Raw genomic sequence first — 16,584 nt, forward strand, 5'->3', positions numbered from 1 at the left:
GTTTCCGGCCCAGCGCGATGGGAGAACCGGCTTGCCGGTGCCGAAGGAGCAACCGCCCCGGAAACTCTCAGGCCACAGGACCTTCGCGGCAGTTGAAAACTCTGGAGAGAGGCGCGCGAAGCGCCCGCCGAAGGGATAACGATCTCAGGCGAAAGGACAGAGGGGGCATTTCGGGCACGGGCGGGATCCGTGCGGGGAATGTCCGGGGGCTCTGCGCCATTCCGGGCCGAGAGGATCGGGGAGCGCATGGACGAGCTGAAACGCACGCCTTTACACGATTTGCACGTCGAGCTGGGCGCCAAGATGGTGCCCTTTGCCGGTTACGAGATGCCGGTGCAGTACAAGCTCGGGGTGCTCAAGGAACATCTTCACACGCGCGAGAAGGCCGGGCTGTTCGACGTCAGCCACATGGGGCAGGTCATCCTGTCCGGCGAGAGCGTGGAGAGCATCGCGCTGGCGCTGGAATCGCTGGTGCCGGTGAACATCGCCGGGCTGGCCGAGAACCGTCAGCGCTATGGCTTCTTCACCAATGACGCGGGCGGCATCGCGGACGACCTGATGATCGCCAACCGTGGCGATCACCTCTTCGTCGTGGTCAACGCCGCCTGCAAGACCCAGGACATGGCCCATATGCGCGCCGGGCTCGAGCCCAAGGGCGTGACGCCCCGGCTGCTCGGCGACCGCGCGCTGCTGGCGCTGCAGGGTCCGGCGGCCGAGGAGGCTCTGGCCACGCTCAACCCCGCGGTGCGCGAGATGCGCTTCATGGATGTGGCGACGGTCGTGCTTGTCGGTGCCGACTGCTGGATCTCGCGCTCGGGCTACACCGGCGAGGACGGCTTCGAGATCTCGGTGCCCGAGGACAAGGCGGTCGAGCTTGCCCGCGCCCTGCTGGCGCATGAGGATGTGGAGCCCATCGGCCTTGGCGCGCGCGACTCGCTGCGGCTGGAAGCCGGCCTCTGCCTCTATGGCCACGACATCGACAGCACCACCACCCCCGTCGAGGCGGCGCTGACATGGGCAATCCAGAAGATCCGTCGCAGCGGCGGAGCCCGCGAGGGCGGCTTCCCCGGTGCCGAGAAGATCCTCGCCGAGTTCGACGGCGGCGCCCGCCGCGCCCGCGTTGGTCTGCGCCCCGAGGGGCGGGCCCCGATGCGCGAAGGCGTGGAGATCTTTGCACAAGAAGAGGGCGGCGCCCCGATCGGCCGCGTCACCTCGGGCGGATTCGGGCCGACCACCGGCGCTCCGATCGCCATGGGCTATGTCGATATTGACCACGCCGCCCAAGGCACCCAGCTTTTCGGCGAGGTCCGCGGCAAGCGCCTCGCCGTCGAAGTGGCTGAGATGCCCTTCGTCACCCAGACCTACAAACGCTGACACAGACAGGGACAGCACGATGAAATTTACCGAAGAGCACGAATGGCTCCGCGTCGAGGGCGATCTGGTCGTCGTCGGCATCACCACCCACGCCGCCGAGCAACTCGGGGACGTCGTCTTCGTGGAACTGCCGGAAGAGGGCACCACGGTCAGCAAGGACGACGAGGTGGTGGTGATCGAGTCGGTCAAGGCCGCCTCCGACATTCTCGCCCCGCTCGACGGCGAGATCGTCGAGGTGAACAGCCCGCTCGCTGACGAGCCGTCGAAGGTCAACGACGACCCCGAGGGCGAGGCCTGGTTCTTCAAGATGAAGATCGAGGACCTCTCGGCGCTCGACGACTACATGGACGAAGCCGCCTACAAGAAGTTCATCGGCTGATGTCCCCGTGCCCTGCCCCGCCGCGCCGCGCGGCGGTGCCGCAGGGGCGGAGCACATTTGAAGAAAGATGAAAGGGGCAGGGCCTTACCTTGCCCCCAAGCCCTGCTGAATCTGCTGTTTTGGGACAGAACCTCATGGCCTTCACGCCCACAGACTACCTGCCGTATGATTTCGCCAACCGTCGCCACATCGGGCCGTCGCCCAAGGAGATGGCGCAGATGTTCGAGGTGCTTGGGGTCAAGGACCTCGACGCGCTGATCAAGCAGACCGTCCCCGCCGGCATCCGCCAGGCCGAGGCGCTGGAGCTTGGCAAGCCCATGTCCGAGCGCGAGATGCTCTGGCACATGCGCGAGGTCGCATCGAAGAACAAGGTTCTGACCTCGCTGATCGGCCAAGGCTACCACGGCACCGTCACCCCGCCGGCGATCCAGCGCAACATCTTCGAGAACCCCGCCTGGTACACCGCCTACACACCCTACCAGCCCGAGATCAGCCAAGGCCGCCTCGAGGCGCTGCTGAACTACCAGACCATGGTCTCGGATCTGACCGGGCTCGAGATCGCCAACGCATCCTTGCTCGACGAGGCCACCGCCTGCGCCGAAGCGATGACCATGGCGCAGCGCGTGGCGAAGTCGAAGGCCACCGCCTTCTTCGTCGACGAGAACTGCCACCCGCAGAACATCGCGGTAATGAAGACCCGCGCCGCGCCGCTCGGCATCGAGATCATCGTCGCCAGCCCGGACGCTCTCGAGGCCGAAAAGGTTTTCGGCGCGATCTTCCAGTACCCCGGCACCCACGGCCACGTCCGTGACCTCTCCGCCGAGATGGAGGCGCTGCACGCAGCCAAGGCGATCGGCATCGTTGCCGCCGATCCTATGGCGCTCTGCCTGCTGAAAGAGCCCGGCGCGATGGGCGCCGATATTGCCGTGGGCTCCACGCAGCGCTTCGGCGTGCCGCTCGGCTACGGCGGCCCGCACGCCGCCTACATGGCCACCCGCGATGCCTACAAACGCTCCATGCCCGGGCGCATCGTCGGCGTCTCGATCGACAGCCACGGCAACCGCGCCTACCGGCTTGCCCTGCAGACCCGCGAGCAGCACATCCGCCGTGAGAAGGCCACCTCGAACGTCTGCACCGCGCAGGCGCTGCTGGCGGTGATGGCGGGCTTCTATGCGGTGTTCCACGGCCCCGAGGGTCTGAAGGCCATCGCGCAGCGCATCCACCGCAAGACCGAGCGGCTGGCGCGCGGTCTGGAAGAGGCCGGCTTCAAGGTCGAGCCCGAAACCTTCTTTGACACGATCACCGTGGATGTCGGCCTGCTGCAGCAGGGCGTGCTGCGCGCCGCCGTCAAGGAGGGCGTCAACCTGCGCAAGGTCGGCGAGACCCGCGTCGGCATCACGCTTGACGAGACCACCCGCCCGGCCACCATCGAGGCGGTCTGGCGCGCCTTCGGCCTGCTGCGCAAGGACGAGGATTTCGCCCCGCGCTACCGTCTGCCCGAGGCGTCGATCCGCACGAGCAGCTACCTCACCCACGAGGTCTTCCACATGAACCGGGCCGAGACCGAGATGATGCGCTACATGCGCCGCCTCGCGGACCGCGACCTGGCGCTCGACCGGGCGATGATCCCGCTCGGATCGTGCACCATGAAGCTCAATGCCGCCGCCGAGATGATGCCGGTGAGCTGGCCCGAGTTCGCCGGTCTGCACCCCTATGTGCCGCAGGATCAGGCGCTCGGCTACAAGCAGATGATCGACGATCTGTCGGACAAGCTCTGCAAGGTCACCGGCTATGACGCCTTCACGATGCAGCCGAACTCCGGCGCGCAGGGCGAATATGCCGGGCTGCTCACCATCGCCTCGTGGCAGCGCGAGCGCGGCGAGGGCCAGCGCAATGTCTGCCTGATCCCGGTCAACGCCCATGGGACCAACCCCGCCTCGGCGCAGATGGTCGGCTGGAAGGTGGTGCCGGTCAAATGCGACGAGAAGGGCTCGATCGACCTCGCGGACTTCCGCGCCAAGGCCGAGCAGTACTCTGATACGCTGGCGGCCTGCATGATCACCTATCCCTCGACCCACGGTGTCTTCGAGGAGACGGTGCGCGACGTCTGCGCGATCACCCATGAGCATGGCGGGCAGGTCTACATCGACGGCGCCAACATGAACGCCATGGTGGGCCTGTCGCGCCCCGGCGATCTGGGCGGCGACGTCAGCCATCTGAACCTGCACAAGACCTTCTGCATCCCGCATGGCGGCGGCGGACCCGGCATGGGGCCGATCGGCGTCAAGGAGCACCTGGTGCCGCACCTTCCTGCGCACCCGCTCGAGGATGGCATCGCCGGGCCGGTCTCGGCCGCGCCCTACGGCTCGCCCTCGCTGCTGCCGATCTCCTGGGGCTATATCCAGATGATGGGCGGCGAGGGGCTGACGCAGGCGACGCGCGTGGCGATCCTCAATGCCAACTACATCGCGACCCGCCTCGCGGGGGCGTACGAGGTGCTCTACACCGGCCACGAGGGCCGCGTGGCGCATGAGTGCATCATCGACATCCGCCCCTTCGCCGACAGCTGCGGCATCACCGTGGACGATGTGGCCAAGCGGCTCATCGACTGCGGCTTCCACGCACCGACCATGAGCTTCCCGGTCGCGGGCACACTTATGATCGAGCCGACGGAGTCGGAGACCAAGGCCGAGCTCGACCGTTTCTGCGACGCCATGCTGGCGATCCGCGAGGAGATCCGTGCGGTGGAAGAGGGTAAGGCCGATCCCGAGAACAACCCGCTGAAACACGCGCCGCACACCATGGAAGACCTCGTGCGCGACTGGGACCGGCCCTACAGCCGCGAACAGGGCTGTTTCCCGCCGGGCGCCTTCCGGGTGGACAAGTACTGGCCGCCGGTCAACCGGGTCGACAACGCCTGGGGCGACCGCAACCTGACCTGCACTTGCCCGCCGATGAGCGACTACGCCGAGGCAGCAGAGTAAGCCGGAAAAAGCGAGGGGCGCGGTCCATCGGGCCCGGACCGATTGCGGCGCACGTCACGACCCCCGCGCGCAGCGGGGGGTTTTCGCACCGGAGCCAAGCCGAAGGCTGCAACGCAAAAGGGCGGGACCTCGGTCCCGCCCTTTCTTGTGTCGCCGCGCGGCCTCAGCTTGCGGAGGGCGCCTCGAGCAGGAAGGCGAAGGCGTCGCGGATGCGCTCCCAGGTCTCCTTGTTGGAGGCACAGAGCAGGACCCCGTCGCGCAGCTTGGCGTTGTACTCGGAGCCGTCCAGCATCGCCACATGACCGCCCGCGCACCGCGCGATCAGCGCGCCCGCGGCGTGGTCCCAAGGGGTGAGCCGGGCCGAAAAGTGGAAATCCACCGAACCTTGCGCGAAAAGGCGGAACTCATGCGCCGAGCAGCGCAGCGTATGGCTGCGCTCGAAGAGCGGCAGCACGGCGCCGACCTCGGGCCGCTTGTCCTCGGGCATCAGGTAGAAGGGAATGAAGCCCTGAAGGTCCGACAGCTGCCCGCCCGGCGAAACGCCAAGGCGGCGCGTCAGGCGGCGCTTGGGCAGGAACATCTCCGCCGGGCCTCCGGTCTCGGCGATCACCACGTCGTCCATGATCGGATCGTAGATCATCCCGAAAACCGGCACGCCGAAGCGTGTCGCCGAGAGGATGATCCCGAAGGTCGCCAACCCATGCGCGTAGTTCCAGGTGCCATCCACCGGGTCGATGGTGAAGGCCAGCTCCGCATCGCCGATGCGGTCGCGGATCTCGGGGTGCTCGGCCACGGCCTCCTCGCCGACGATGAGCGCGTGCGGATACATGCGCTGCAGGCCTCGCGCGATCATCGCCTCGGCACCCTTGTCGGCGGCGGTCACCAGATCCTGCCGACCGGTCTTTTCCGAGATTTCCGACGGGTCGAGCGCCCGGAAGCGCGGCAGGATCTCGGCCCGCGCTGCGCGGCGCAGCAGGTTGAGGATGCTGGTCCTTTGCGCCGGGGTGATCGGGGCCGAGATCGGCATAGGCAGGGAATCGGTCATGGGGCAAGTCCGTTCGTTTCAGCCAGGGGTCGGCACTGACCTGCCAGCCCCTGCCCCGAGGTTCAAGCCGCTTACTCGCGCGCGCGCAGAACCCGCGCAGGTCTTGCCGACAGCGGCCGCCAGGCGAAGGCGAGGCCGGCCAGCAATGTCGCCAGCGCGCCACCGAGGATGATCGCGATGGCCGAGCCCCACATGATGCTGAACTCGGTCTCCATCAGGAAATGACTCACCGCCCAGCCTCCGAGAATACCGGCGACCAATGCGACACCGCCCGCCGCCGCCCCGAGCAGCGCCGAGCGCAAGGCGAAGCTCTGCAGAATGCGCGCGCGTGAGGCGCCGAGCGTCTTCAGCACGGCCGCCTCGTAGCTGCGCGCCGCCTCGCCGGCCGAGGCCGCGCCGATGAGCACCAGGAAGCCGGTCAGCAGCGTCGCCGCCGCGCCCCAGCGGATCGCCCCCGCCACGCCTTCGAGCAGCTCCGAGACCCGGTCGATGGCGTCGCGCACCCGGATCGCGGTGATATTGGGATAGGCATCTGCCAGGTCGCGCAGAATTGCCGCCTCTGCCTGCGGCTCGGCGTAGACCGTCGAGATCCAGGTGTGCGGCGCGCCGGCCACCGCCGAGGGGTTGAGTGACATCACAAAGCCGATCCCGGCGGTCGAGAAATCCACCTCGCGGAAGCTGGTGATCGTGGCGGTGATGTCGCGGCCGAGGATGTTGAGGGTGATCTGGTCGCCGAGCTTGAGGCCAATCTCCTCGGCCTCCTCGGCGGCGAAGCTCACCTGCGGCGGGCCGGCGTAATCCTCGGGCCACCATGCGCCCGCCGTCACCTTGGTGCGCTCGTCCGGCTGTGCGGCGTAGGTAAGGCCCCGGTCTCCACGCACGACCCAGTGGCCACCCGCCACCTCGCGCGCGTCCCGCCCGTTGATCTGGGTGAGCACCCCGCGCAGCATCGGCGCCGTGTCAACGCGGCTGACGGCGGGGTCGTCCGCGAGCCGCTCCGTGAAGCCGTCGATCTGATCGGGCTGGATGTCGACGAAGAAGTACGAAGGTGCGACCGCGGGCAGGTCGCGCGATATCGAGGCGCGCAGGTTGCCGTCGATCTGGCCAATGGCGGCCAGCACCGTCAGCCCGAGCCCCAGCGAAAGCACCACCGAGGCAGCTGTCTCGCGCGGGCCGCCGATGGCCGAGAGCGCCCACCGCAGCGCCGGGCGGCCGCGGGACAGCGGTGCGGCGCGATGCGCCAACCAGCGGATGCTACCGGCGGCAAGCGCCAGGATGACCAGTGCCGCCATCAGGCCGGCCGCCGTCCAGAGGGTGATCTTGCGGTCCCCCGAGAAGAGCGTCGCGGCGCCGACCAGCAGAGCCAGCAGTACCAGCGTGGCGATCACGTAGCGCGGTGCGGGCAGCCCCCGGGCGCTGTCGAGCGCGTCGCGAAAGAGCGTTGCGGCGCGCACCTCCTCGGTCCGGGCCAGCGGCCAGAGGGTGAAGAGCAGCGCTGTCAGCACGCCGTAGAGCGCGGCCTCGGCCAGCGGGCCCGGGTAGATGGTGAAGAGCACCGGCACCGGCAGCGCGCTGGCGATGAGCGGGCCGAAGAGCAGCGGGATCCCGGCCCCGAGGACCAGCCCCAGCGCGATGCCCACCAGCGACAGCGCCCCGATCTGCAGGAAGTAAGTGAGGAATATGGTGTTGCGCGAGGCCCCCAACGTGCGCAGCGTCGCGATCACCGAGGTCTTGCGCGCGAGATAGGCGCGCACCGCCGCCGATACGCCGATACCGCCGACCGCCAGCCCCGACAGGCCGACCAGCACGAGGAAGCGCCCGAGCCGCTCGACAAAGCGCGCGATGCCCGGCGCCCCGTTGCGCGAGTCGCGCCAGCGGATGCCACCTTCGCGGTAGCGCTCCGCCGCCTCGGTCTTCAGCGCCTCGAGATCGCTGCCGGGCGGCAGCCGCAGCCGGTATTGGCTTTCGTAGAGCGAGCCAGGGGCGAGGAGTCCGCTTCCCTCCAGATCGCCCGTGCGCACCAGCGTGCGCGGGCCGAGCCCGAAGCCGTCCCCCGCGTCATCGGGCTCTCGCAGGATCACCGCCGAGAGGGTGAAGGCCTGCGTGCCCAGCTTGAAACTGTCGCCCGGCGCAAGCCCCAGCCGGTCCGCCAGCACCGGCGCCATGACGGCCCCCGGCAGCGCGCCTCCGTCCAGCGCCTGCGAGAGCGGCATCGGCGGGTCGAGCACCATCTCGCCCAGAAGCGGGTAGGCGTCGTCCACGGATTTGACCTGCGTCAGGCCCCTCTCGGTCTCGCCATCCCGTGTGACCGTGGCCATGGACCGGAAATCGGTGACGACCGAGATGTCGGTCGAGATGCCCTCGAGCCAGCTCAGCTCCTCGTCGCTGGCGAAGCGATAGGTGAACTCGGCCTGCGCATCGCCGCCAAGCAGCACCGCGCCCTGATCGGCGAGCCCCGCCTCGATGGCGGTGCGCACCGAGCCGACCCCGGCGATGGCGGCGACACCGAGTGCGAGGCAGGCGATGAAGATGCGGAAGCCATGCACGCCGCCGCGCAGCTCGCGGCGGGCGAAACGGGCAGCGGTGGCCAGACTCATCGCGCCGCCCTCATTCGGCGGCCCGGGCGCGCGCGGCCGCGGGGTCGATCCGGCCGTCGGTGAGCCGCACCACGCGGTCGCAGCGCTCGGCCAGCCGGTTGGAGTGGGTGACCAGCACCAGCGTCGCACCGTGATCGTCGCGCAGCCCGAAGAGCAGGTCCATGATCGCCTGCCCGGTGCTGCCGTCGAGATTGCCGGTCGGCTCATCCGCCAGGAGGATCTGCGGCCTTGGCGCCGAGGCGCGGGCCAGCGCCACGCGCTGCTGCTCGCCCCCCGACATCTGCGAGGGGTAATGCCCGGCGCGATGCCCAAGGTTGACCCGCTCCAGCTCGGCCTCGGCCCGGGCAAAGGCATCCTTGTGTCCGGCCAGCTCGAGCGGGGTCGCGACATTCTCCAGCGCGGTCATCGTCGGGATGAGGTTGAACGATTGGAACACCACGCCCATGTGGTCGCGCCGAAACCGCGCCATGCGGTCTTCGTCCATGCCGGTGAATTCCTGTCCCAACACCGACACCCGCCCCGTCGTCGCGCTTTCCAGACCTCCCATGATCATCAGCAGCGAGCTTTTCCCCGAGCCGGACGGCCCGATCAGCCCCAATGTCTCGCCCCGTGCGACCTCCATCGAGATTCCGTGAAGGATTTCGACCGGTCCGGCATTGCCCCTGAGGCTGAGGGTGACATCATGCAGGGCAATCACGGGATCGGGCATCGAAAGGGCCTTTCGGGAAAATGGCACGTTCACTGACATATGGGGGCTTTGCCCCGCTCAGCAAGGCTGCGGCCTGCCTTGCCTTTCTGCTCGCCCCCCTGCCCGCCTCGGCGATGGAGATCCTGGCCTTGGGCGACAGCCTGACTCAGGGTTACGGGCTGCCGGCGTCCGACGGGCTGGTGCCGCAGCTTCAGAGCTGGCTGCAGGCGCGGGGCCACGAGGTGACGGTGGTCAACGGCGGCGTGTCCGGCGACACCACGGCGGGTGGGCTATCGCGGGTCGCCTGGTCGCTCACCCCCGAAATCGACGCGATGATCGTGACGCTGGGCGGCAACGACATGATGCGCGGGATCGTTCCGGCCACCTCGCGCAGCAACCTCGATGGCATCCTCAAGGAGGCGCAGGCCCGCGATCTGCCGGTGCTGCTGGTGGGGATGACGGCGCCCGGCAACTTCGGACCAGAGTACAAGGCGCAGTTCGATTCGATCTACCCCGAGCTGGCCGAAACCTATGACGCGCTGTTCTACGCGGATTTCTTTTCCGGGTTGCGCGAAGGCGGCGCGGCGCCGGCGAACCTTGGCGCGGTGATGCAGCCAGATGGCATTCATCCAAATGCCGAAGGGGTGAAACGGGTGGTTGCGGCGCTTGGCCCGAGCGTCGAGGCGCTGATCGCCGAAGCCGAGGACAGATAGCCCGGCAGCCGGACACCCGTGTCTTTCGGTAGTTGTCTTGCGGCCGTCGCAGGCCCTACCGGTGAAGGTAGCGCGTGCGGGTCACGCGCAACGGCGTCATGCAAGCGCGCGGCTCAAGAGCGGACGATCACCGCCTCGTCAGACCCGGCGTCTCCGCCGCGCAGAGACGCACAGAGGATCGGAAGCAGCCCCGAAACGAGGCTGACAGAGAAGTAGAGACCCAATGCGCTCAGCGCAGAGGTATCAAGGAACAACCATGCAAAAAGGCCGCAGAAGGCACCCAGGGTGCTGCCGGCCAAGAGAGCCACAATCGCCATAGACTTACCCTTCGAATTCTTTTGATTGCAGGGGTCCCGGACGTCCGGGCCGCTGATTATGGTCTGATCTTGCTGGCGGATTCGGGCCTGAATATGGCATCCCGCGCGTCAAACCGCGAAAATTTCCGTTCAAATCAATATGCTAAAAGTGCATCTGACTATTCTTTGGGTGACGGTCCCTGCCGGGACCGCCTCCTGTTTCGGGCCACGCGCTGCCGCGTGGCGAGCGCTCAAATCACCGTCACCTTCGTGCCGACGGGAACCCGCTGGTAGAGATCGATGACGTGCTCGTTGATCATCCGGATGCAGCCGTTCGACACCGAGCGGCCGATGGTGCCGGGCTGCGTCGTGCCATGGATGCGGAAGAACGTATCGCGCCCGTTCTGGAACAGGTAGAGCGCGCGCGCGCCCAGCGGGTTGCCGGGGCCGCCGGGCTCTACATAATCGTTGTCCTTGAACTTGGCGTAAGTCTGTGGCTCGCGCTCGATCATCTCGTTGGTCGGGCGCCATGTCGGCCATTCCTTCTTGACCTGGATGACCGCCTCGCCGGTGAACTCCAGCCCCGCCTTGCCCACGCCGACGCCGTAGCGCAGCGCCTCGCCTGGCGCGGTGATGAAATAAAGGAAATGGGCGCGCGGCATGATCAGAATCTGCCCCGGCTGCATGTCGCTGCGCATGCGGACGGGCTGCGGCGCGAATTTCGGATCGAGCGTGAAGGCGGACGTCGGACCTGCGGCGGCCAGAAGCGCCCCTGCGCTGGCCGTGGCGACGAATTTGCGACGGGTGATCATGGGCACCTCTCCAGTTTGGTCGTAAGGCATAAGGATTCTGTTTCCGCTGCGCATAAAATCAATGGGAAACGGTCAGGGGGATTGTCACAATTGCGCGGAGAACACATATCAGTTGAAATGAATGTATGGAGATCGAGAAATGGTCAAGCTTGTCTGCCTTGAGTGTGGTCAGACCAACCGGGTTCCGCAAGAGCGTCTCGACGCCGGCCCCAAATGCGGCACCTGCGGCGCCGCGCTGATGGACGGAAAGGCGCACGAGATCGACGCCGATACGCTGGCCAAGGCGATCCGCACCGACGAAGCGCCGCTGGTGGTGGACTTCTGGGCGCCCTGGTGCGGCCCCTGCCGGATGATGGCGCCGGAATTCTCCAAGGCCGCCACCGCGCTGAAGGGCAAGGCCCGGTTGGTCAAGTTGAACACCGAGCAGCACCAGAAGGCCGCGGCGCAATTCGGCATCCGCGGCATCCCCACGCTCATCGCTTTCGGCAAGGGGCGCGAGGCCGCGCGGCAATCCGGTGCGCTGCCCGCCGCGAAGATCGAGGCCTTTACACTGCGCTCTCCGGAAGGGCGCTGAGCGCCAAGACCCCGCGCGCCGCGGCTAGTTCTTCGGCGCGTTGGCGTTTCGTCCTGCCAGCATGACACTGATCGTATAGGCAGCCTGCGGGTCCATTCCGGAAAGAATCGCGGCCGCGGCATCCGGGCGCATCCGCCCGAGGAACCCGGCGGCGAAGTCAGGCTCCATCTGCGAAAAAACCGCCGCCGCTTCGCGCGGCTTCATGTTGGCATAGACCTGCGTGAGCTGGGCGACGTCATCCTCGGCAGCGGTCTCTGCCATGGCCAGGGTGGCGCGCAGGCGCTGCTCGGTTTCTTCCATCGCGGCCAGCTTCTGATCGATGGTGCTTTCGGCCAGCTGCAGCGCCTGCTGCCGGCTGCGCAGGTCGGTCTCGCGCTGTGCAACATCGGCTTCGCGCGCCCGAAGCGCCGCAAGCGCCGGGGCGAGGTCTTCCTCGCCCATACAGGTCCCAATTGGGTCGGACCCGGCTGCCGGCCCTGACATGTCCCCCCTGCCAGCCATGACGTCCTGCTCCGCCGCCCCGTCCTGCGGCAGGTTGTCCAGCGCCTGCGCCGCACCGGCACCAAGCCGCAAGATGGCCGACACGATCATCAAGGCGCTGATGATCCCCAGGGCACCGCGCCCGCGACCAGGGATCAACTTGCGAAAGACGGCGGCCATCGTCACGCGGCGCCGCTGCGCGAGTGGCGCAGGAACACCGGCTCTGCGAAGCCCGAGTCAGCCTCCGGCTCAGGGGATTTGACCCTGCCCGAGGCAGCGTCACCCGCAGCCCCGCCCGAACTTCCGGCCACCTCCGGGAGGTCATGCATCGAGGCGATCAGCAGCTCCAGCCGATGCGCCACCTGCTCACCCCGTTCGGTCAGGTCACTCAGGGTCTCGCCGGATTTTCCCGCCGCCTGCTGCGCCGCCTCCAGCGTCCGGGTGAGATCATCGACCTGCGCCGAAAGCACCGCCACCGCCCCGCCGACGCCCTTCTCCAGGTCGGTGAAACGGGTGAGCCGCCGCGACAGGACAAAACAGTAGAATCCGGCGCCAAACGCCCCGGCCGCCAGCAGGATATCGGCAATCATCTCCATGAGGCCCTCTCAATTCAGCACAAATTCTGTCACCAGCAGATCGCGGACCCTCTCGTCTCCGGCGACCATCTGGATGCGGCGCAGCATCTGGGCACGCAGACGGATGAGCGCGCCCTGCGCCTCAACGTCGCCCGACTCGAGCGCGCGCAGATAGGTGTTCAGCACGTCGAGGATCCGCGGCATGAGCGCTTCGACCGCGGCGCGCTGATCCGGTGCCACCTCGAGCTGCGCGGTGAAGCGCAGGTGGTGCAAGGAGGTCACCGGCCCAAGCGAGGCGACGATCTGCGGCAACGCGATAAATGCGGTGGCCCCGGCGGCCTCGCCCCGTCCGTCGCCCTTCGCCTCCGTCCCCCCATGCCCCGTTTCCGCCTCCTCCCCATGGCGCTCGGCCCCGCCGATCGCAGCAGCGCCACCAAACGGAAGCATCCCCGAGAAAGCCGCGTAGAAGCCGCCACCAGCCCCGAGCAGAGCAAGCAGAAGCCCGATCAGAAGCGGAAGTTTCGTTGCTTTCTTCGGCGGCGGGTCATCCTCGCCGGCCGCGTCGGCGGTGGCGTCGGTCATGGGGCACCTCGTGTCTGGCAGGCCGCTTATAGGCGCACAGAGGCTAACCGATTATTAAGTCGGATCGGCCAAACATGCATTCATCTGACGTTCCCCGGGGCTGGCCTCCGGGGCATCCCGGCCCTCCGGCCGGAGCCGAGACGGAGGACCACTTGCAGCAGCTCGCGACAGTCTGGAACACGCTCACCCCGCGCCGCCGCGCCGTGGCCCTCGGGGCCGCGCTGGCGATGATACTGGCGGTTTTCGGGCTTGCCCGCGTTGCCAGTGCGCCGCCCATGTCGCTGCTCTACGCCGGGCTCGAGAACGGCGCCGCTGGCGAGGTGGTCGAAGCGCTGGAATCGCGCGGCATTCCCTTCGAGGTGCGCGGCGGCGCGATCTTCGTACCCGACGCGCAGCGCGATGCGCTGCGTATGACCCTCGCCAGCGAGGGGCTGCCGGCGAACAGCACCCAAGGCTACGAGCTGCTTGATACCCTGTCCGGGTTCGGCACCACCTCGCAGATGTTCGATGCCGCCTACTGGCGCGCCAAGGAGGGGGAACTGGCGCGCACCATCGTCGCCAGCCCGCTCATCGCCGCAGCCCGTGTACACATCGCGAATTCCAGCGCGAATCCCTTCCAGCGGGAGGTCACGCCCTCCGCCTCGATCTCGGTCACCGTCGCTGGGCCGGCGATCACCCCGGCACAGGCGCGCGCGCTGAAATATCTCGTCGCCTCGGCCGTTCCCGGGCTCGTGCCCGAGGAGGTGGCGGTGATCGACAGCCTCGCCGGTCTCATCGGCAGCGAAGACGAGCCCGGCAGCGGCCGCAGCGCCGAAGACCGTGCGCTGGCGCTGCGCGACCGGGTGCAGCGCCTGATGGAGGCGCGGGTCGGCACCGGGAACGCCGTGGTCGAGGTCAGCGTCGACACGGTGACCGAGAGCGAGTCGATCCGAGAACGGCGCTTCGACCCCGAAGGCCGCGTCGCGATCTCGACCGACACCGAAGAAGAGAGCAACAGCGACCAGAACAGCGGCAGCCCGAATGTAACCGTCGCCTCGAACCTTCCGGACGGGGAGGCCGGAGGCAACCAGTCCTCCTCGAGCCAGAGCAGCGAGACGCGCGAACGGGTGAACTACGAGGTATCTGAAACTCTCCGCGAGATCACCCGCGTGCCCGGCGCGGTGCGCCGCTTGACCGTCGCGGTGCTGGTCAATGGCCGGTTCGAGACCGCGGCCGACGGCGCGCAGACCTTCGTGCCCCTGCCCGACGCGGAGCTCGCGGCGCTGCGCGATCTGGTCGCCTCCGCCGTCGGCTTCGACGAGGCGCGTGGCGACGAGATCACCCTGCGGTCCTTGCCTTTCGAGCGACCCGAGGGCCTGGGGACCGGCCCCATAGAGCCGAGCTGGGTCTCCATGCCGCTCGACCCGATGACGTTGATCCAGCTCGGCGTGCTCGCCAGCGTCGCGCTCATCCTCGGGCTCTTCGTGGTGCGCCCGATTCTCGCCGGGAAGGGCACTGCCGCGCCGCTTGCGCTTCCCGGCGCGGGCTCCGCACCTGAAGCGCTGAGCGGCGAAATCGAGGAGGACGACGGCTTCGCCCCGCTCACCTCGCTGGGCAGCGGACCCGATTTCGGCGGGCTCGGCATGGTCGATTTCGATTCTCCCGCCGAGGAGGATCCTGTGGACCGCCTGCGCGCCCTCATCGAAGAGCGCAAGACCGAAACGGTAGAGATCCTGCGCAGCTGGCTCGATGAGAAGGAAGAGGCGAAGTGAGCGACCTGCGCAATTTTCTCGAAGATTTCTCGCGCCGCCCCCCGAGGCCCGAGGTGACGGCGGCCGAATCGGGCACGGAGCAGGTCGACGCGCTGAAACTGGAGGCCTTCGATTCCGGCTACCGCGCAGGCTGGGACGACGCGATCAAGGCGCAATCCGAGGAATCCGGCCGGATCGCCAGCGATTTTTCGCAGAATCTCCAGGATCTCTCCTTCACCTACAACGAGGCCTACCGGCAGATGCTCGACGCGGTGACACCGCTGCTCGAGGAAATGCTACGGGCGTTGCTGCCCCGGCTGCTTCACGAGACCCTCGGGCTGCACCTGCGCGAACAGCTGAGCACCATGGCGCAGGAGATCGCGCGGCGCGAGGTGCTGATCGCCGTGGCCCCGGGCACCTCGGCACGGGTCGCCCCGCTACTTGACCAGGATTTCGGCTTTCCGCTGCGGCTCGAGGAGGACGAGACCTTGGCCGAAGGGCAGGCCGACCTGCGCTTCGGCGAGACCGAGCGACAGATCGACATGACCGGCCTTCTCGAGGAAGTGACCCGTGCGGTCGAGGGATTCGCCCATGACACCCGGAGGAGTGCAGCACATGGATGAGAGAGCCGAAGATGGCAGCCCCGCCGGGGGTGGCGCGCGCAGCACCGCCTTCACCTCTGTGCCGATCGAGATCACCGTTTCGGTCGGGCGTGCCCGCCCGCTTGTACGCGAGCTTCTGAAGCTTGGCGAAGGCTCGGTGCTGACCCTCGATCGCCGGCTCGAGGACCCGGTCGAGCTCTACGTTGGCGACAAGCTGATTGGCACCGGCGCGCTGGAGGTCACCGGGGAGGGCGAAACCGCGCAGCTCGCAGTGCGTCTGCTCGAGGTGATGGACATCCAGAGCCCGGGCTGACCATGTCCAGCCGCCGCCACGTCTGCCGTCTCGCCGCGCACCGCCTTGGGAGAGCGGGTCTAGGCGCGGGTCTGGCGTTGCTCAACCTGCTGCCGGGCGCCGCGGCGGCGCAGCAGGTCTCGGTCGATTTCGGCGCGGGTGGCTCTGTCGCCGCGGTCAGCCTGCAACTGATCGCGCTGGTCACCCTGCTCAGCCTGGCGCCCGGAATCGCGGTGATGGTGACCTGTTTTCCCTTCATCGTCACCGTACTGGCGATCCTGCGTCAGGCCCTGGGGCTGCAGCAGTCGCCGCCGAACATGCTGATCGTCAGCCTCGCGCTGTTTCTCACATTTTTCGTCATGGAGCCCACCTTCACCACCGCATGGGAGCAGGGAATCGAGCCGTTGCTCGACGAGCGCATCGAACTGGCCGAGGCGACCGAGCGCACGCTCATTCCGTTCCGCGGCTTCATGGCGGCGCGCTGCGATCCGGCGACCTTCGAGACCATGGCCGAGCTGCGACCGGAAACGTCGGGCACGTCGCTCGCACCCGACGCCCCGCTGTCGCTGCTGGTGCCGAGCTTCATGCTTTCGGAGATCGCCCGCGCCTTCCAGGTGGGCTTCCTGATCTTCCTGCCCTTCCTGATCATCGACCTTGTGGTGGCGGCGGTGCTGATGTCGATGGGCATGATGATGGTCCCCCCGGCCATCGTCTCACTCCCCTTCAAGCTCGCCTTCTTCGTCATCGCCGACGGCTGGTCGCTGCTCTCGGGCGCCTTGGTGCGAAGCTATTTCTGAAGACACCCGGCGCGCGGTCCGCGCGATCTGGCTACCGAGAGAATGACGCACACCCCGCGCCACC

Annotated in this window: 17 protein-coding genes and 1 riboswitch; of the genes, 9 read left to right on the top strand and 8 right to left on the bottom strand. The window is 67.8% G+C overall.

Translation table 11 applies throughout. The features are described from left to right. Positions 1 to 8: 8 nt before the first annotated feature. Positions 9 to 93, top strand: a riboswitch (glycine riboswitch). Between the two features lie 153 nt (positions 94 to 246). From gcvT to gcvP, 3 genes are all read left to right on the top strand, one after another. Next, entirely contained in the window at positions 247 to 1,374 is a 1,128-nt protein-coding gene (gene gcvT / locus G0D83_RS27395) for a glycine cleavage system aminomethyltransferase GcvT (protein ID WP_164197675.1), read from the top strand. A gap of 19 nt (positions 1,375 to 1,393) precedes the next feature. After that, positions 1,394 to 1,753, top strand: a complete 360-nt coding sequence (gene gcvH / locus G0D83_RS27400) for a glycine cleavage system protein GcvH (RefSeq protein WP_108964326.1) — start codon at positions 1,394 to 1,396, stop codon at positions 1,751 to 1,753. A gap of 134 nt (positions 1,754 to 1,887) precedes the next feature. Beyond that, complete coding sequence (gcvP, locus tag G0D83_RS27405) at positions 1,888 to 4,737, top strand: aminomethyl-transferring glycine dehydrogenase (protein WP_164197676.1); 2,850 nt, start codon at positions 1,888 to 1,890, stop codon at positions 4,735 to 4,737. Positions 4,738 to 4,900: 163 nt separating this feature from the next. Here the strand turns inward: gcvP and G0D83_RS27410 are convergent, their stop codons facing one another. The 3 genes from G0D83_RS27410 to G0D83_RS27420 form a co-directional block, all read right to left on the bottom strand. After that, positions 4,901 to 5,782: an inositol monophosphatase gene (locus G0D83_RS27410; protein ID WP_164197677.1), complete on the bottom strand. Its 882-nt coding sequence runs from the start codon at positions 5,780 to 5,782 to the stop codon at positions 4,901 to 4,903. Between the two features lie 71 nt (positions 5,783 to 5,853). Further along, a complete protein-coding gene (locus tag G0D83_RS27415; RefSeq protein ID WP_164197678.1) occupies positions 5,854 to 8,379 on the bottom strand; it encodes an ABC transporter permease in 2,526 nt (841 codons plus the stop codon). A gap of 10 nt (positions 8,380 to 8,389) precedes the next feature. Then, positions 8,390 to 9,088 carry an ABC transporter ATP-binding protein gene (locus tag G0D83_RS27420; RefSeq protein ID WP_108964323.1) on the bottom strand — a complete coding sequence of 233 codons (699 nt, stop codon included), beginning with the start codon at positions 9,086 to 9,088 and terminating at the stop codon, positions 8,390 to 8,392. 20 nt (positions 9,089 to 9,108) lie between these two features. Here G0D83_RS27420 and G0D83_RS27425 point away from each other — a divergent pair, with 20 nt between their 5' ends. Next, positions 9,109 to 9,780 (top strand): arylesterase, encoded by a 672-nt coding sequence (locus G0D83_RS27425; protein ID WP_164197679.1) that lies wholly within the window; start codon positions 9,109 to 9,111, stop codon positions 9,778 to 9,780. 113 nt (positions 9,781 to 9,893) lie between these two features. Here the strand turns inward: G0D83_RS27425 and G0D83_RS27430 are convergent, their stop codons facing one another. Together G0D83_RS27430 and G0D83_RS27435 are read right to left on the bottom strand one after the other, a co-directional pair. Beyond that, the gene (locus tag G0D83_RS27430) at positions 9,894 to 10,097 is read right to left on the bottom strand and encodes a hypothetical protein (protein WP_108964321.1); all 204 of its coding nucleotides are present in this window, start codon (positions 10,095 to 10,097) and stop codon (positions 9,894 to 9,896) included. Positions 10,098 to 10,327: 230 nt separating this feature from the next. Next, positions 10,328 to 10,888 carry a L,D-transpeptidase gene (locus G0D83_RS27435; protein ID WP_108967464.1) on the bottom strand — a complete coding sequence of 187 codons (561 nt, stop codon included), beginning with the start codon at positions 10,886 to 10,888 and terminating at the stop codon, positions 10,328 to 10,330. Positions 10,889 to 11,027: 139 nt separating this feature from the next. On the opposite strand from G0D83_RS27435, the gene trxC reads away from it, so the two are divergent. Beyond that, positions 11,028 to 11,462, top strand: a complete 435-nt coding sequence (gene trxC, locus G0D83_RS27440) for a thioredoxin TrxC (RefSeq protein WP_164197680.1) — start codon at positions 11,028 to 11,030, stop codon at positions 11,460 to 11,462. Positions 11,463 to 11,486: 24 nt separating this feature from the next. Here trxC and G0D83_RS27445 read toward each other — a convergent pair whose 3' ends face one another. From G0D83_RS27445 to fliL, 3 genes are read right to left on the bottom strand one after another with little or no spacing between them, the layout of a single operon-like run. Continuing rightward, the gene (locus tag G0D83_RS27445) at positions 11,487 to 12,122 is read right to left on the bottom strand and encodes a MotE family protein (RefSeq protein WP_164197681.1); all 636 of its coding nucleotides are present in this window, start codon (positions 12,120 to 12,122) and stop codon (positions 11,487 to 11,489) included. Between the two features lie 2 nt (positions 12,123 to 12,124). Continuing rightward, the gene (locus tag G0D83_RS27450) at positions 12,125 to 12,538 is read right to left on the bottom strand and encodes a hypothetical protein (RefSeq protein ID WP_164197682.1); all 414 of its coding nucleotides are present in this window, start codon (positions 12,536 to 12,538) and stop codon (positions 12,125 to 12,127) included. 9 nt (positions 12,539 to 12,547) lie between these two features. Then, the gene (gene fliL, locus G0D83_RS27455) at positions 12,548 to 13,099 is read right to left on the bottom strand and encodes a flagellar basal body-associated protein FliL (protein WP_164197683.1); all 552 of its coding nucleotides are present in this window, start codon (positions 13,097 to 13,099) and stop codon (positions 12,548 to 12,550) included. Between the two features lie 152 nt (positions 13,100 to 13,251). Here fliL and fliF point away from each other — a divergent pair, with 152 nt between their 5' ends. From fliF to fliP, 4 genes are read left to right on the top strand one after another with little or no spacing between them, the layout of a single operon-like run. Next, complete coding sequence (gene fliF / locus G0D83_RS27460; RefSeq protein WP_164197684.1) at positions 13,252 to 14,850, top strand: flagellar basal-body MS-ring/collar protein FliF; 1,599 nt, start codon at positions 13,252 to 13,254, stop codon at positions 14,848 to 14,850. Further along, complete coding sequence (locus G0D83_RS27465) at positions 14,847 to 15,452, top strand: ABC transporter ATP-binding protein (RefSeq protein ID WP_164197685.1); 606 nt, start codon at positions 14,847 to 14,849, stop codon at positions 15,450 to 15,452. The genes fliF and G0D83_RS27465 overlap by 4 nt, the downstream gene beginning before the upstream one ends. Beyond that, a complete protein-coding gene (locus G0D83_RS27470; RefSeq protein WP_108964314.1) occupies positions 15,445 to 15,744 on the top strand; it encodes a FliM/FliN family flagellar motor switch protein in 300 nt (99 codons plus the stop codon). Before G0D83_RS27465 ends, G0D83_RS27470 begins: the two co-directional genes overlap by 8 nt. 2 nt (positions 15,745 to 15,746) lie before the next feature. After that, positions 15,747 to 16,520 carry a flagellar type III secretion system pore protein FliP gene (gene fliP / locus G0D83_RS27475; RefSeq protein WP_164197686.1) on the top strand — a complete coding sequence of 258 codons (774 nt, stop codon included), beginning with the start codon at positions 15,747 to 15,749 and terminating at the stop codon, positions 16,518 to 16,520. Positions 16,521 to 16,584: the final 64 nt, after the last annotated feature.

It is taken from the genome of Salipiger sp. PrR003, from assembly GCF_010500785.1.
GTDB classification, from domain to species: domain Bacteria; phylum Pseudomonadota; class Alphaproteobacteria; order Rhodobacterales; family Rhodobacteraceae; genus Salipiger; species Salipiger pacificus_A.

Excerpts from the sequence above, each read along its gene's own strand:
- G0D83_RS27470 (WP_108964314.1), top strand. The coding sequence starts at position 15,445 with ATGGATGAGAGAGCCGAAGATGGCAGCCCCGCCGGGGGTGGCGCGCGC.
- fliL (WP_164197683.1), bottom strand. The coding sequence starts at position 13,099 with ATGACCGACGCCACCGCCGACGCGGCCGGCGAGGATGACCCGCCGCCG.
- G0D83_RS27425 (WP_164197679.1), top strand. The coding sequence starts at position 9,109 with ATGGCACGTTCACTGACATATGGGGGCTTTGCCCCGCTCAGCAAGGCT.
- gcvT (WP_164197675.1), top strand. The coding sequence starts at position 247 with ATGGACGAGCTGAAACGCACGCCTTTACACGATTTGCACGTCGAGCTG.
- G0D83_RS27435 (WP_108967464.1), bottom strand. The coding sequence starts at position 10,888 with ATGATCACCCGTCGCAAATTCGTCGCCACGGCCAGCGCAGGGGCGCTT.
- G0D83_RS27410 (WP_164197677.1), bottom strand. The coding sequence starts at position 5,782 with ATGACCGATTCCCTGCCTATGCCGATCTCGGCCCCGATCACCCCGGCG.
- trxC (WP_164197680.1), top strand. The coding sequence starts at position 11,028 with ATGGTCAAGCTTGTCTGCCTTGAGTGTGGTCAGACCAACCGGGTTCCG.
- G0D83_RS27415 (WP_164197678.1), bottom strand. The coding sequence starts at position 8,379 with ATGAGTCTGGCCACCGCTGCCCGTTTCGCCCGCCGCGAGCTGCGCGGC.
- G0D83_RS27445 (WP_164197681.1), bottom strand. The coding sequence starts at position 12,122 with ATGGCCGCCGTCTTTCGCAAGTTGATCCCTGGTCGCGGGCGCGGTGCC.
- fliP (WP_164197686.1), top strand. The coding sequence starts at position 15,747 with ATGTCCAGCCGCCGCCACGTCTGCCGTCTCGCCGCGCACCGCCTTGGG.
- G0D83_RS27420 (WP_108964323.1), bottom strand. The coding sequence starts at position 9,088 with ATGCCCGATCCCGTGATTGCCCTGCATGATGTCACCCTCAGCCTCAGG.
- G0D83_RS27450 (WP_164197682.1), bottom strand. The coding sequence starts at position 12,538 with ATGGAGATGATTGCCGATATCCTGCTGGCGGCCGGGGCGTTTGGCGCC.
- gcvH (WP_108964326.1), top strand. The coding sequence starts at position 1,394 with ATGAAATTTACCGAAGAGCACGAATGGCTCCGCGTCGAGGGCGATCTG.
- G0D83_RS27430 (WP_108964321.1), bottom strand. The coding sequence starts at position 10,097 with ATGGCGATTGTGGCTCTCTTGGCCGGCAGCACCCTGGGTGCCTTCTGC.
- gcvP (WP_164197676.1), top strand. The coding sequence starts at position 1,888 with ATGGCCTTCACGCCCACAGACTACCTGCCGTATGATTTCGCCAACCGT.